At 68.1% G+C, this 14,264-nt stretch carries 15 protein-coding genes; 12 read left to right on the forward strand and 3 right to left on the reverse strand.

Annotated elements, in window-relative coordinates; all coding sequences use genetic code 11:
• Positions 1-12: 12 nt before the first annotated feature.
• Both G9V96_RS10230 and G9V96_RS10235 read left to right on the forward strand, forming a co-directional pair.
• Positions 13-1,218: a pyridoxal phosphate-dependent aminotransferase gene (locus G9V96_RS10230; RefSeq protein WP_210424379.1), complete on the forward strand. Its 1,206-nt coding sequence runs from the start codon at positions 13-15 to the stop codon at positions 1,216-1,218.
• A 165-nt stretch (positions 1,219-1,383) separates the two neighbouring features.
• The gene (locus tag G9V96_RS10235) at positions 1,384-2,070 is read left to right on the forward strand and encodes an HAD family hydrolase (protein ID WP_168582933.1); all 687 of its coding nucleotides are present in this window, start codon (positions 1,384-1,386) and stop codon (positions 2,068-2,070) included.
• 25 nt (positions 2,071-2,095) lie between these two features.
• Here the strand turns inward: G9V96_RS10235 and G9V96_RS10240 are convergent, their stop codons facing one another.
• Positions 2,096-3,376, reverse strand: a complete 1,281-nt coding sequence (locus tag G9V96_RS10240) for a GNAT family N-acetyltransferase (protein ID WP_168582934.1) — start codon at positions 3,374-3,376, stop codon at positions 2,096-2,098.
• Positions 3,377-3,568: 192 nt separating this feature from the next.
• On the opposite strand from G9V96_RS10240, the gene G9V96_RS10245 reads away from it, so the two are divergent.
• From G9V96_RS10245 to G9V96_RS10255, 3 genes are all read left to right on the forward strand, one after another.
• Positions 3,569-4,381: a hypothetical protein gene (locus tag G9V96_RS10245; protein WP_168582935.1), complete on the forward strand. Its 813-nt coding sequence runs from the start codon at positions 3,569-3,571 to the stop codon at positions 4,379-4,381.
• A gap of 110 nt (positions 4,382-4,491) precedes the next feature.
• Complete coding sequence (locus G9V96_RS10250; protein ID WP_168582936.1) at positions 4,492-4,725, forward strand: type II toxin-antitoxin system Phd/YefM family antitoxin; 234 nt, start codon at positions 4,492-4,494, stop codon at positions 4,723-4,725.
• On the forward strand, positions 4,725-5,147 hold the full coding sequence (locus G9V96_RS10255; RefSeq protein ID WP_168582937.1) for a hypothetical protein: 423 nt from the start codon (positions 4,725-4,727) through the stop codon (positions 5,145-5,147). Before G9V96_RS10250 ends, G9V96_RS10255 begins: the two co-directional genes overlap by 1 nt.
• A gap of 309 nt (positions 5,148-5,456) precedes the next feature.
• On the opposite strand, the gene G9V96_RS10260 is transcribed toward G9V96_RS10255, so the two are convergent.
• Positions 5,457-6,251: a UbiA family prenyltransferase gene (locus G9V96_RS10260; RefSeq protein ID WP_168582938.1), complete on the reverse strand. Its 795-nt coding sequence runs from the start codon at positions 6,249-6,251 to the stop codon at positions 5,457-5,459.
• Between G9V96_RS10260 and G9V96_RS10265 the strand changes: the two genes are divergently transcribed.
• From G9V96_RS10265 to G9V96_RS10290, 6 genes are all read left to right on the forward strand, one after another.
• Complete coding sequence (locus tag G9V96_RS10265) at positions 6,240-7,358, forward strand: type III polyketide synthase (RefSeq protein ID WP_210424380.1); 1,119 nt, start codon at positions 6,240-6,242, stop codon at positions 7,356-7,358. The two genes, G9V96_RS10260 and G9V96_RS10265, sit on opposite strands and share 12 nt — an antisense overlap.
• Positions 7,355-7,924: an isoprenylcysteine carboxyl methyltransferase family protein gene (locus tag G9V96_RS10270; protein WP_168582940.1), complete on the forward strand. Its 570-nt coding sequence runs from the start codon at positions 7,355-7,357 to the stop codon at positions 7,922-7,924. Before G9V96_RS10265 ends, G9V96_RS10270 begins: the two co-directional genes overlap by 4 nt.
• 5 nt (positions 7,925-7,929) lie before the next feature.
• The gene (locus G9V96_RS10275; protein WP_210424381.1) at positions 7,930-9,018 is read left to right on the forward strand and encodes an NAD(P)/FAD-dependent oxidoreductase; all 1,089 of its coding nucleotides are present in this window, start codon (positions 7,930-7,932) and stop codon (positions 9,016-9,018) included.
• A gap of 9 nt (positions 9,019-9,027) precedes the next feature.
• Positions 9,028-10,389 (forward strand): cryptochrome/photolyase family protein, encoded by a 1,362-nt coding sequence (locus tag G9V96_RS10280; RefSeq protein ID WP_168582941.1) that lies wholly within the window; start codon positions 9,028-9,030, stop codon positions 10,387-10,389.
• A 72-nt stretch (positions 10,390-10,461) separates the two neighbouring features.
• Positions 10,462-11,232, forward strand: coding sequence for a CPBP family intramembrane glutamic endopeptidase (locus tag G9V96_RS10285; RefSeq protein WP_226913269.1), 771 nt, complete (start codon positions 10,462-10,464; stop codon positions 11,230-11,232).
• 51 nt (positions 11,233-11,283) lie between these two features.
• Positions 11,284-12,732, forward strand: coding sequence for a tryptophan-rich sensory protein (locus G9V96_RS10290; RefSeq protein WP_210424382.1), 1,449 nt, complete (start codon positions 11,284-11,286; stop codon positions 12,730-12,732).
• 105 nt (positions 12,733-12,837) lie between these two features.
• Here G9V96_RS10290 and G9V96_RS10295 read toward each other — a convergent pair whose 3' ends face one another.
• Entirely contained in the window at positions 12,838-13,314 is a 477-nt protein-coding gene (locus tag G9V96_RS10295) for a pyridoxamine 5'-phosphate oxidase family protein (RefSeq protein WP_168582942.1), read from the reverse strand.
• Between the two features lie 325 nt (positions 13,315-13,639).
• Here G9V96_RS10295 and G9V96_RS10300 point away from each other — a divergent pair, with 325 nt between their 5' ends.
• Entirely contained in the window at positions 13,640-14,206 is a 567-nt protein-coding gene (locus tag G9V96_RS10300; protein WP_168582943.1) for a DUF2382 domain-containing protein, read from the forward strand.
• Positions 14,207-14,264 lie beyond the last annotated feature (58 nt).

Genomic DNA, 14,264 nt, shown 5'->3' on the forward strand with positions numbered 1-14,264 from the left:
TAGTCGGGGAGGATGACTGCCATGACTTTTCCTGCCCTGTCCTTGCGTGGCCAGGTCGAGCCCTTCCACGTCATGGAGGTGCTCAAAGCGGCAGGTCGGCGGGCTGCGACCCACGGCGACGTCATCCCGCTGTGCGTTGGGCAGCCCTCGACACCCGCGCCGGCAGCGGTCCGCGCGGCGGCGGCCGCCGCGCTGGAAACAGAGGTGTTGGGCTACACCGACGCCGTTGGTACCCCGCAGTTGCGCGCCGCGATCGCCGACCACTACGGGCAGCGGTACGACCTGAGCATCGACCCGGACCAGGTCGTCGTCACCACCGGCTCATCTGGGGGATTCACGGCGTTGTTCCTGGCCGCGTTCGACCCGGGGGATGTGGTCGCGATGGCCCGCCCGGGGTACCCGGCCTACCGGAACACCCTCGCGGCGCTGGGCGTGCGGGTGCTGGAGCTGGATTGCGGCCCGCAGCAGCGGTACGCCCCCACCGTGGCGATGCTCGATCAGCTCGCAGCTGCGGGGGATACGCCTAAGGGTCTGATCCTGGCCTCCCCGGCCAACCCCACCGGCACCCTGGTCGAGGAGGAACGCCTGGCGCAGATCGCCACCTGGTGCCAGGAGCACGGGACGCTGCTCATCAGCGACGAGATCTATCACGGCATCACCTATGAGCGGTCGGCTGCGTGCGCGTGGCAGTTCTCCCGCTCGGCGGCGCTGGTGGGCTCGTTCAGTAAGTACTTCTCGATGACGGGGTGGCGACTGGGTTGGCTGGTGCTGCCCGAGGTGTATGTGCGTCCGGTGGAGTTGCTGCTGGGCAACCTCAACCTGTGCGCACCGGCGATCTCGCAGGCGGCGGCGCTGGCAGCGTTCACCCCGCAAGCCCGGGCCGAGTGCGAGTCGCATGTGCAGCGTTACGCCCGCAACCGTGAGGTGCTGCTGCGGCGTCTGCCGGAGCTTGGCGTCACCGCGGTCGCGCCACCGGACGGCGCGTTCTATGTCTACGCCGACATCTCCCACGTGACCGGCGACTCCACCCGGTGGTGCGCCGAAGTGCTCGACGCGACCGGTGTCGCGATCACGCCCGGTGTGGACTTCGCGCCGGTGGGTGCGGCCTCACCCAGCCCGCTGGACGGCAGCCGTTTCGTCCGGCTGAGTTTTGCGGGGGAGACCAGCGCCATCGATGAAGCGCTCACTCGCCTCGCCGGGCACATCGCCCGGCACTGAGCGAGCCCCTTGCAGCACGAAGCTCTGCCGTCCCGGTGTATCGCATACAGTGCGCCTCGGCGGTCGATCGCCCGCCGGGGCGTACATCGGGGGCGGATCGGGCAACGGGAGAAGAGGAACCCGCTCGCTATCGGGCCGTCTGCGGGCGGCACGGGAGGATATGTCATGGCTGACGAACTGCACCCCGGCGTCATTTTCGATGTCGACGGCACCTTGCTCGACACGAACTATCTGCATGTGGTGGCGTGGATTCGCGCGCTGCGTGCGCACGGCCACCATGACGTGACGATGCAGGCGGTGCACGGCGCCATCGGGATCGCCAGCGGCGACCTGGTGGAGCACCTCACCGGAGCTGCGGACGAGGCGATCAGCCAGGCGCACTCGGACTTCTACCAGCCGTTCCGGGACGACGTGCAGGCGTTTCCGCACGCCGCGGACCTGCTGCGGGCGTGCCGGGAAGCGGGTCTTCGCGTCGTCATCGCAACCAGTGGCGACAAGGACGACCTGGACTGGATGCTGCCCGCGATCGGGGTGGATCAGGACGTCCTGGATGGCGTGACGACCTCCGGCGATGTCGAGACGGCCAAACCGGCGCCCGAGATCATGCAGGTGGCGATGGAGGCGGCAGGCCTGGACCCGAAGCGAACGGTGGCGGTGGGCGACACCGTGTGGGATGTGCAGGCGGCTACCCGCGCCGGTATCCGGTGCGTGGCCCTGACCTGCGGCGGCATCAGTGAAGCCGCGTTGACCAACGCTGGCGCCGCCGAGGTCTACGCCGTCGCCAGCGAACTCCTGCGCACCTTGGACACCAGCCTCCTGTCGAGCCTGACCCGGCGCACGCAGGACGACTGAGACAACGGCCGTGCCCCTGCGCGGCTCAGAAGTGGGTGAGGGCGCGGGCAGGGGTCGGCCAACTGAACAAGGCGGCCAGGGCGGGCAGTGCGTGCGGGTCGCGTAGGTGTACCCGGCCGGTGTCGACGAGGGTGGTCAGGGACGGCACCCCGGCGCCGCCGGCCAGCCACAGCGAACTCAACGCCGCGACCCCAAGGGTCAGGTCCGGCTCGTCCACACTCGACTCGCAGCGGGTGCACACCCCAACACCGCTGGGGTCGACCTCGAGACGGTACCGGCCTTGAGCGGGCCCGAGGTCGTCCAGCACCTGCACCGTCACCGCTGCCGCGTTCGGGTAGCGACGCGCCGACAACGCGGCAGGCACGTCGAGGATGCGAGTCCACTCCCCGTCCCAGATCGGCCCGAACGTCACCGCGCGCGGGTCACTCACCCACCACGGCAGGCCGATGTCGGCAGTGGCCATCGAGCACACGACTGTTGTGGTGAAGTCGATCGAGGCCGCGTGCGCCCACAGCTGCCGCTCGGCGAGCGAACTCGCCGCGTACAGGGTGTGCAGCGTGACGGTCGAACCGCCGCGTCCCGACTCCCAGTGGTCGGCCAGCGTGTACCCCAGCACACCGTCAGGGTTACCTGCCTCGTCGTGGTGCACCGCGAACCACCGCTGACGATCCTCCTGCGGCAGTCCGGGAGTCTGCTGCGTCGCGGCCCGCCACACCGCCGCCAGCGGCTCGATCGATCCGGCGTTCGCCAGTTGCGCCTGCCGGGCTACCTGTGGCAACACCTCCAGCGCCTCTGCGCCGGTGACGATGTGCACCGAACCGGTACCAGCGGGCTGGAACGTGCCGCGCCGCACATCAAGGGTGGCCGTGGCCACCCCAGTGGAGATACCGAAACCGAACCGACCGTAGATGCCCGCCTCTGAGGCGTACAGCGCACACGCGACCGCTCCACGCTCATGCGCTGCCTCGATGTCAGCGCGGATCCACCCGCTCAACAACCCGCGCCGCTTATGGGTCGGCAGCACCACCACGCCGCTGATCGCGTCGGCGGGCACCGCCGCCCCGCCGGGCACCGACAGCGACGTGTCGAAACTGTAGAACGATGCGACCGGGCGCTGTTGCTCCTGCACGACGCTGACCCGATTACCCGGCTCGGTGTACCTGGCGATCGTGGCGTCGATGTCGTCCTCGCTCACCCGAGGGAACTGAAAGACGTACGCCTTCAGATCCATCAGGGCGCGCACCGCGGCCCGGTCGCTGGTGTCCAGGGGGTTGACTCGCAGTGGCGCTGGGGGTCGGTACCTCACTGGATCAACGCTAGGTGCGCTGTCGGCGGGCGCCAACATTTCCTCGTGTTCACCAGCGCCACAAGGGCCCCGAGCGGTCTCGAAGTGTTGGGATACCACATCAGAGTGGCGCTGCGCAGTTTGTCCGTGATCCCGGGTTCACAAGAACGGCGCATCAAGTTAGGGTTGCCTTACCTAACGACAGGGGTTGTCATGATCGAGGATCATCTGCGCGGCACCAATGCCCGCACCACCTTGAGCGCAGCGGCGGGAGAGTCCGTCCTCGACGCTGCGGCACGACTCGCGCTGGGCGGTGGCTCGATGTCGCTTGAATCAGCGCTCGACCATCTGGAGATCGGTCCTGTCGTGCATGCCTGTACCAGCGCCGGGCGAACCGCCGTCATCGCGGCGCCGCGACACTGCGGCTCTCCTGAATTGACGGGGATGCCTAGCGTGGTCCCGGTCGGTGTTCAGATCGAGGCGATGGCGCCGCTGCCGGGGATCGTGATGTCGCAGGGAAGTCTGCGGGGAATGGGCATGCTGCGCCCTTGCCCGCCTGCCGCCATCCAGCCGGGCGTCGCCTCAGCCGAACTGCTGACCTGGGCCCTCCATGAGTGGGAAGGCGCGCGCACTTACGAACTGGTCTGGGACGTCATGGAGTTGATTTGCCTCACCGGATCCCGCCTGCTCGAGGTCGACAAAGTGTTCGCCGCGAAGCTGGATCCGGTCGCCTGCGCCTCCGGGCGGATTGTTGAGGCAATCCGGGCACGCCACGACGACTTCGCCGGCCTGTGCCGGTATGCCCTCGGCCTTGCCGAGCACACCTGCCTACCGCCTATGAAGCCGGGGGATGGGGTGTGTCCGGCGGCCGTAGACCGGGCGGGAATGACGCTGTTGTGGACTCCCCCCGGCCACAGTTACGCAGTCTGGGTCGGCTTCGATGAACTGGCCCGCACTCCACGCGAGGCGATTTCTGCGGTCGACCGCCTCGTCGATCGCGCTCAATGGCTCAACGAGGCGTCATGAAAAGCCAGCCAGAACTGACGGCGCTGCAATCCGGCGCGTCAGGGACCTATCCAACGGCCGCCGCGACGTCCCCCGTCACGGGTTTGCCATCGGCGAGAGGAACAACAAACGTGCCCCTTTCAATCCAGAGGGAAGCAACCTCGAGTGATCGCAAGAAGGTAGGAGTCCGGGACTTCAAGGCGCACTTGTCAGCTTATGTCGAACGTGCCGCCAACGGGGAGCCCATTGTCATCACCGACCGTGGTCGACCGGTAGCGATGCTCACCCCGCTGGCCGGTGATCCGCTGGTCGGCCGCCTCATCGACGACGGTTTGGCCATCTCAGTGAACGGACAGGTCTTCTGATGATTTGTTACCTCGACGCCGCCGCCCTGCGCCGCTGGCAAGAAGGCTGCCCGGTGCTGGCCGAGCTGACAAGCCACGCGACGCGACTGCTCAGCTCGCAACATCTGCTCATCGACCACGCAAAACTCACCGGCGAGCGCCCACCCATGGTCCTGCTCGAAGTGACCCCGGCGATCATCGAGCAAGCGGCGTACCTACGCCGAGAATGCCCGCGGCTGGACTCCTCCGCGGCGATCCACCTGGCAACCGCGTTGGTCCTGGCCAGCCCAGAACTCGTGGCGGCCTTCGCAGATCCGGTGGCAGCCCGGTGGGCTCGCAAGTGCGGACTGGTCACGGCAGCGCTGCATCCTTCTGCGGTCGCGGGTCGAGCCAGGCACACCCCGGTCGCCGCCGGGATGTCAGCTCACGCGATGGCCAACTAGCGCACCAGGGGTAACTCACCGACCCAGGGCAGCGGACGGGAGCCCAGGCAAGCGCCGACGCCGAGGAACGGCGTCGGCGTCCTTGGGTCCCCGTCCGCGCCCGGTTCGCCCGGCGACCTGTAAGGAAGGCCCCTGGGTCACGGCTGTAGCAGTGGCCTAGTTACCGGCGCCAACGCCGGCCGAAGGCGAACCCCAAACGCCCCGCCCCGCCACACCACACGGGTGTTGCGGGGCGTTTGCGATCGCCGCCGCACCCGGATGAGCGAACGGTCGACCGATGCCGGCGCCGAACTCCAGCAGTGCAGTGCATCAGGCACCCAGCAGCAGCACCCAGACCAGAAGGAACGCGATCCCCACCGCCGCGATGAACGGGGTGCGGCCGCTGGCGCGCACCGTAGTAACGGCCAGCACCGCAGAAAGGCCCAGCACAATCAGCGCAAGGTCGCTGCGCAGTCTCGCGCCCAGGACCGTGCACACCACCCCGCCGAGCAGCGCCAGCGACGCCAAAAGGCGCAGCCCGCGCTCCCCGAGAGCGTGCGGTAGCCCCCTAACCCCGGTGGCGGCGTCGTCGTCGAGGTCGGGAAGAACGTTGAGCGCGTGAGCGCCCACCCCCAGCAGGGCGCCGGTCAGCACCATCCATTCCGGGGGGCACAACGGGGGGTTCCTGGTTAGGGTGATCACTGCCGGCAGTGCCCCGAACGCGACTGCGTACGGGACAAAGGACGCGAGGGTGCGCTTGAGCCACAGGTTGTACGCCCAGCCCGATCCCACGACGAGGACGATATGGACGAGCGCCGACCTGTAACCGAGCGGCACCGAGCACAACAGCAGGCCGAGCGCCGCGACGCCGATGGCCGAGCGGACCACCTGGGGCTGGAGTCGACCGTCGGTCAACGGCTTGTCGCGCCGACCGGCAGCGCGGTCCCGGGGCAGGTCGAGAAGGTCGTTGCCCCAGCCGATCGTCAACTGCCCGAAGAAGACTGCGGCTGCCACGAGCAGGAGTCGGACGGGCTTCAGGTCGCTACCGGCGCCCAGCGCAGCGGCGAGCAACGTCACCGCGACCGTCGGCCCGAGATGGCACGAACCAGCCAGATGTCGGAGCACGTCGCGAGCCTACGTCCCCGCGCAAGCACGGTCCTGGCAGTGCGCGGCGCTTTGCCCGCCCACAGCTATCCGCAGGAGGAGATCACGGACGCGGTCGCTGAGGTGATCGGCGTCAGCGGCGCCGACCGGCGGTTGTTGAGTCGCCTGCACGCCAATGCCGGAGTCTCCCGACGTCACCTGGTGCTGCCCCTGGAGCGCTACCGGGAGCTGGGGTCGTTCACCGAGACCAATGACGCCTTCATCGAAGCTGCCGTAGAACTGGGTACGCAGGCACTGCTGGAGGCTTTGCAAGCTGCGGGGCTGGGCCCGGCCGACGTCGACCTCATCGCCTCCGCGACGGTGACCGGGTTGGCTGTTCCCTCCCTGGACGCACGGATCGCGGCGCAGGCCGGGCTGCGGCTGGACGTCAAACGGATGCCCCTGGTCGGGCTGGGTTGCGTGGCAGGCGCCGCTGGAATCGCTCGGCTGCACGACCACCTCCTGGGTCACCCCGAGGACGTTGCCGTGTTGGTGGCCGCTGAAATGTGCAGTCTGACCGTGCAACGCGATGACCGCTCGACCGCCAACCTCATCGCCAGCGGCCTGTTCGGTGACGGCGCCGCGGCGGTCGTCTTGGCCGGCTCCGACCATGGTGGCGGCTCCGCGGCCTACCGAGACGACTCGAACAGCCCCACGCTGCGGGTGCTGGCCACCCGCAGCCGGTTGTACCCCGGTACCGAGCGGGCCATGGGTTGGGATGTGGGCTCCAGTGGGCTGCGCATCGTCCTGGGGGTTGAGGTGCCCGCTCTGGTCGAAGCGCAGGTGCGCGGTGACGTCGACTCCTTCCTGGCCGAGCACGGCCTGAGCCGAGATGACATCTCGTTCTGGGTCGCCCACCCGGGAGGGCCGAAGGTTCTGGAGGCGTTGGCGACCGCCCTTCAGGTAGAGCGCGAAGCCCTCGCCCTCACCTGGGATTCCCTGGCCGCCATCGGCAACCTGTCCTCCGCTTCGGTGCTGCATGTCCTGGCTGACACGTTGCGAACCCGACCGCCGCAACCGGAATCGTTGGGGATGATGCTCGCGATGGGGCCGGGTTTCTGCCTTGAGATGGTGTTGTTGCAGGCATGAACAGCGCCGCGTGGTTCACCGTGCTCATCGTGCTCGTCGGCCTGGAACGGGTTGCCGAACTGATCCTCTCGCGCCGCAACGCTGCCTGGGCGCTGGCCCGTGGCGGTCAGGAGTACGGCCGCCAGCACTACCCGGCGATGGTTGCGCTGCACAGTGGTTTCCTGCTGGCTGCCCTGATCGAGGTGTGGTTCTTGGGGCGCGCCTTCCCCTGGTGGGGTTGGTGCATGCTGGTTTTGGTCGTGGCCGCGCAAGCCCTGCGCTGGTGGTGCATCGCCACCCTGGGCAGGCGGTGGAACACCCGGGTCATCGTCGTGCCGGGTCTTCCGTTGATCGAACGCGGACCCTACGGCGTGCTGCGGCACCCGAACTATGTTGCCGTCGTGCTGGAGGGTTTTGCCTTGCCGCTGGTACACGGCGCCTGGATCACCGCCCTGGTGTTCTCGACGTGCAACGCGGCACTCCTACGCAGGCGGATTCAGGTGGAGAACGCCGCGCTGGCACAGGCCCCCGCCGCTCGCGTCGACACCTCGGCACTGGAGGTCGACCAGAGCGAAGACCAGGAGTGAACGGGGTGCGCGCGCCATGGGATGTCGTCGTGATCGGTGGCGGTCCGGTCGGGCTTGTCGCTGCGCTGCAGTCCCGTAGCTACGGGTTGAGCGTTGCGGTCATCGAACCGCGCCTGCCACCTATCGACAAGGCCTGCGGTGAAGGGATCATGCCGGCGGGGTTGGCGACCTTGGCCCGGCTGGGAGTGTTTCCGTCCGGATCCCCGATCCGAGGGATCCGCTACCTGCGCGGGCAGCACTGCGCGCAAGCGGCGCTGTCTCCGCCCGGCCTCGGGGTTCGGCGCACCACCTTGCACGCGGCGCTGGTCGACGCGGCCCGCGACGCCGGCGTCGAATGGTTCGGATGGGCCGCCGGGGCGCTGCGCCAGGACGAGTCCGAAGTGTTGGTGCCACCCCGAGCAGAAGAAGACGCCGAGCCGGTGCGGGCCCGATACGCGTTGATCGCCGATGGCCTGCATTCGCCGCAGCGTCGCTGGCTCGGGTTGGAGATGCCGCGACGGGGATGCCGGCGCGGCCTGCGCCAGCATTACCGCACCGAACCGTGGACCGACCATGTGGAGGTGCATTGGGGCGAACACGCAGAGGCCTACGTGACGCCCCTGCCGGGCCAGATCGGCCTCGCCCTCCTCACGGCACGCCGCGGCTCGTTCGAGGAACACCTGCAGCAATTTCCCGCTCTGGCCGAGCGGTTACGCCAGCTGCAGCCGGTGGGGCAGGTGCGCGGCGCGGGACCGTTCGGGGTGCGCGCCCGTCGTCGCGTGGCGGGCCGGGCGCTGCTCATCGGGGACGCGGCCGGTTACGTCGATGCCATCACCGGTGAGGGGCTGAGCCTCGGTTTCGCGCAAGCAGCCGCTGCCGTACAGGCCATCCATCATGATCAGCCGCAGCGTTACGAAGCGCACTGGCGGGCCATCACGCTGCGCAGCAGCCTCCCGACCGCGGCCTTGGTGCAGGCGACCAGGTTGGCTCCGGTACGTCGGCTTCTCGTGCCGGCGGCCGCCACCGCGCCGGGCCTTTTCGCCGCCTGCGTAGCCGGGGTGGCCACGGCCGGTACCCCCGGTTCGTCGATTACCGCCGCGTCGGGTGCAGGTTAGGGTCCACCCATGCCGAGCCTGCTGTGGTTGCGACGCGACCTGCGACTCAACGACCTGCCGTCGTTAGTCCGCGCCCACGAGGAGGGCCCGGTGCTGCCGGTGTTCTGCCTCGATCCCGCTCTGTTGGCCAACGCTGGCGCGGTCCGCACGATCATCCTGCTGCGGTCCCTGAGCGCCCTGAACGAGTCCTGCGACGGTGCACTGGTGCTGCGCACCGGGGACCCCGAACAGATCATCCCCGAACTGGTGGCGCAGGTGGGCGCCAGTTCGGTGCACATCAGCGCTGAGTCAGAACCCTACGGCCGGGCCCGGGACGAGCGGGTTCGGGAGGCGCTGGACGTGCCTTTGGTCGCCACGGGCACCCCCTATGCGGTCGGCCCCGGGAGCGTGCTCACTGGGCAAGGTCAGCCGTACAAGGTCTTCACCCCCTTCGCTCGGGCGTGGCGAGAACACGGCTGGCCTGGCCCCGCGCTGCGGCCGGCCGGGCTGCGCTGGGTCACCGGCGTGGAATCCGAATCTCTCCCGGATGAACCGGCCTGCGAGGTGCAGCTTCCGGCCGCGGGGGAGCCGGCGGCGTTGGCCCGCTGGGCGCAATTCCTGGAGGAGGACCTGCCCCGCTACGCGGATGAGCGAGACCGTCCAGACCTGGACACCACTTCGCAGCTATCGATGCACTTGAAGTTCGGCACGATCCACCCGCGCACCCTGTTGGCAGACATGGCAGCCTCGCCGCAGGCTGCCGGTCGCGGCGCCCAGGTCTTCAGCAACGAGCTCGCCTGGCGGGAGTTCCATGCTGACGTGCTCTGGCACCGACCCGATTCGTTGTGGTCGGACCTGCGCGCGGTGATGTCAGGGATGGTCTACGACGACCCGGACAGCGACCCGCAAGCCGCCGCCGCGCTGCAAGCGTGGAAGCAGGGTCGCACCGGGTTCCCGATCGTCGATGCCGGTATGCGTCAGCTTCGCGCTGAGGGCTGGATGCATAACCGGGTGCGGATGGTCGCCGCCAGCTTCCTGGTCAAGGATCTGCACGTACGTTGGCAGTACGGCGCCGCCCATTTCATGGAGTACCTGCGCGATGGCGACCCCGCCTCGAATAACCACAACTGGCAATGGGTCGCTGGCACCGGCACGGACGCCGCCCCCTACTTCCGGATCTTCAACCCCACCACTCAGGGCAAGAAGTTCGACCCGCACGGGGAGTACGTGCGCCGCTACGTGCCCGAACTGCGGCATCTGGCCGGGGCGGCCTGCCATGAGCCCGGCGCGTCAACTCCCAACCTCACCTGCGACTACCCCGCTCCGATCGTCGATCACGCGCAGGCGCGTCGGGACGCCTTGGCCCGCCACCGCGAGGCAGTTCAAGATTGAGAAGTACGTCGTCAGCCTCCGCGTTGCAGGCAACCGGCAGGGCTGGGAAAGTGAAGCCATGTATGCAGTTGGATGCGCCCTACCCGACCCGGCGCCTGCTCTCCCCGCGGGCGGTATTCGGTGATCAACCCGGTCGGTGAACTCGTGGCATTCGGGCGCGCCTCTCTACTCGAGCCCGTTCCTCGAGACCATCAACAGACCCCGCAGGAATTCCTGCGGCGCCGAATCGTCGCTACCGTGACGTTGCTCGTCGGCTCCGTGCTGCTTTGGTACAGCCTGAGCATCCCCGCCGGCGACAACCGCTTCTACTGGGCCACGCTCGCCCTGGCGGCCGTCTGGGCCGTCGGGTCTTTCCTTTCCGGGCCGCTGCATATCGGACGAGCCTGGACGCGCGAAAAAGAGATCGGTCTGCCGGTCATCCAGTCCCTCGCGCTTGCCGCGGTGATCATCGCGGTCTTTCTGGCCGGTTCCATCCTCGTCGCCCAGATCCCGGTCCTGCGGGGGCCGGTGGACGAGCTCCTGGACTACGCCCGGGTCGGCTCGCTGTCACTGGTGTGGGCCATCACCATGGTCAACGGCATTGGCGAGGAACTGTTCTTCCGCGGTGCGCTCTTCGCGGCCATCGGACGGCGCTTGCCGGTGGTTATCTCCACCGTTGTCTACACCCTGACCACAGTAGGCACCGGGATCCCCCTGCTGGTGCTGGCGGCCGCGATGCTCGGGCTGCTGTGCGGTCTGCAACGCCGGGTCACCGGCGGCGTCTTGGGCCCGATCCTCGTGCATTGCCTGTGGTCCTCCTCCATGCTCTTTCTGCTGCCCGCCATTCTCGATCGCCTCGGCTGAAGCCGTTTCCTATCAATTGCGGGACCTCTGGGGTGCTGCGAAAGTGTGAGGGTGAGCGAAAATGCGACCCAGACCCCTCAGCGGATCACTTCGACAAAGCGCGGCTTGGCTCTGGTCACCGGAGTGACCGGCTACATCGGCGGGGAACTCGTCGAGCCCCTGCTCGAAGCCGGATGGCAGGTGCGGGTGTTGACCCGCTCCGCCGACAAGCTGGCTGACATTCCATGGCGCACGCGGGTGGAAGTCTGCGAAGGCGACGCCACGAGCAGCGAAGACCTCGACAAGGCGCTCGCCGGTGTGGATGTGGCCTACTACCTGCTGCATTCCATGGACAACGAGGGCGACTTCGTTCGTCGCGACAAGGAACTCGCCCAGGGCTTCGCGCAAGCAGCCACGCGCGCCAAGGTGGGGCGGATCGCCTACCTGGGTGGGTTGCACCCCGACGGCGAAGAACTCTCCCCGCACCTGGCCTCGCGGGTCGAGGTCGGCCAGGTCTTCCTGGACTCTGAGGTGCCGGCGGCTTGCCTGCAGGCGGCCATCGTCATCGGAGACGAGTCGGCGTCCTTCCAGATGCTGCGCCACCTGACCGAGCGTCTCCCGGCGATGTTGGGGCCGAAATGGCTGCGCAACCGCATCCAACCCATCGCCATCGCCGACGTCGTGCACTACCTGGTGGGCGTGGCCGATCTGCCGGCCGAGGTCAACCGCACCTTCGACATCGGTGGCCCCGAGGTGCTGCGCTATACCGAGATGATCGACCGCTACGCCAAGGTCGCCGGTCTGCCCAAGCGCCCGATCGTCACGGTGCCGGTGCTGACTCCGCGTCTGGCCAGCAGTTGGGTGGGTCTGGTCACCCCGATCTCGGCCGGGTTGGCGCGCCCCTTGGTCAGCAGCCTCGTGCATGAGGTGGTCTGCAAGGAGAACGACATCGCTCAGTACGTGCCTGAACCGGAGGGCGGACTCACCGGCTTCGACGATGCCGTCCGCACGGCGTTGAGCACCGTCAAGCCCTCCCGGGGTCGACGCAATCTGCTCATCGCCACGACCGCCACCGGCGCTGCCGCGGTGATCGGCTCCATCGCCTCAGATCCGAAGAGTTCCTGGTACCGCTCGCTGGACACCCCTTCCTGGCGGCCCCCAGCTGCAGCCTTCCCGATCGTGTGGACGGCGCTTTTCGCCACCATCGCCGGGACCTCAGGTTCTGCCGTCACGGCGCTCCAAGACGACGACCGGTCGGCGGAGGCCACCGCGTACTGGAGTGCGTTGGCGACGAACCTCGGCCTCAACGCTGCCTGGAGCGTCTTCTTCTTCCGGGCCCGTGCCCCGTGGGTGGCGGCTGCCGGGGCGGCGGCGCTCACCGCAAGCTCGGCCGACCTGGCCCGGCGCGCCGGCAAGGCTTCGAGCACGCATCGCAATCTGCTGCTGCCGTACGCGCTGTGGTGCGGCTTCGCCACGGCGCTGTCCACCGAGATCGCTCGGCGAAACCCCGAGGTCGGTTGAAAACCGACGGGCACGAGTAAGGGCTGAACCCAGTGAGTCGCCCGCGCGGGAACGATCCGCGCGGGCGGCTCGGGTTCAGCCCTTATCGGCTGTCAGGTGAACTGCTCAGAGGTCGACGACCTCGTTCTCGCCTTCGACGCGCTCGCCCGAGACGCGCGATTTGACGAGGTTTGCCACCTGGGTGACCTTGCTGTTGCCCGGGGAGTCCCAATACTCGGCGGTGTCCGCCTCCACGACGATGAGGATGTTGTTCGGGTTTTCCGGCCCACCGTCCATCCACGCGCCGGTGAAGCTGCTCCACAGTTCGGTGAGCTTGGCCACATCGTCGACGATCCGGGCGGTACCGGACAGGGATACCCAGGAGCCCTTACCGCTGTAAGCGACGTTGACGGCCGGATTTGCCTGCAGGTCGGCGACCTTGTCGGAGTCGCGTTCGGTGATGAAGTACGCCGTTCCGTCGAAGTCCACGTCTTGGGTGGCCATCGGGTGCGAAACCAGACGCCCCTGCCGATCTTGATGGGTCAGCATGGCGATCCGGGTGTCCTTCATGATCTCGATGAGCGTTGCGCGTGCGTCGTCCATGAGAGCTCCTTGTCCGAGTAGTCGATATCTCCTTTTACCCGGCCAGCTCGCTTTGTGCACCCGGTAGTTCGGCGCCGTCGACACCTGCGGGCGCCGGCATCCGGCAGTGCGCATCGAATGTCATGACTCGGCTCACATCGCGCTTCCCGCATCCGTGCCGCGAACTGCCTGCCGGGAGGTTCTCACCTGTCTCGTCACCACATGTGTGCATCGCCGCGGTCCGAGGGAGGTGTCGGGACGCCACGACTGACGGTCCCGAGTCGCACGATGGGCGAGCCCGTGTCAGCCTGTGCTCAGACACTTGCTGCCCGAAGGAGCCATAGGCATGACGATCCAGGACGGTTTCGACCACCCTCAGGATGCCGACCACACCCGCGGAACACGTTCCGAGGGCCTGCGTACGCATGAGCAGAGCACATTCGATCGGTCCCGGACCGACGGCGAGGGTGGCTCGATCGTGCTCCACGAAGAAGAGCTGCGCATCCGCACCGAGCGCATCCCCACCGGGCGCGTGACGTTCCGGAAGCGCGTCGTCACCGAAGAGCGCACGGTCGTGGTCACGGTACGTCGCGAAGAGCTCGAGATCATCGAAGAGGACCTCACCGCTGATGCACCCCCGGCGTCGGAGGCGGGACTGCCGGCGGTGACGGGCGAGCGCCTGCACGACGAGGTTTCCAGCGCTGCAGATCTCACCCATTCCCCGGAGGGCGACATCGAGATCATTCTGTACGCCGAGCGCCCGGTCGTCACTCTGGAGACGGTCGCCGCGGAGCGGGTACAGGTGCACCGCGGGTCGATCACCGAGAACCAGGACGTGACGGCCGAGGTCTTCCACGAAGAGGCTGTACTGGAACGCGAGGGCGAGGCGCCCGATCACCAGCCTCGGCGCTGAGTATCGGCCAGACCTGCCCAGCCCCTGCGAAGGTTGAGCTTGCTGGACCTGCACAACC

Source organism: Gephyromycinifex aptenodytis, assembly GCF_012277275.1.
GTDB classification, from domain to species: domain Bacteria; phylum Actinomycetota; class Actinomycetes; order Actinomycetales; family Dermatophilaceae; genus Gephyromycinifex; species Gephyromycinifex aptenodytis.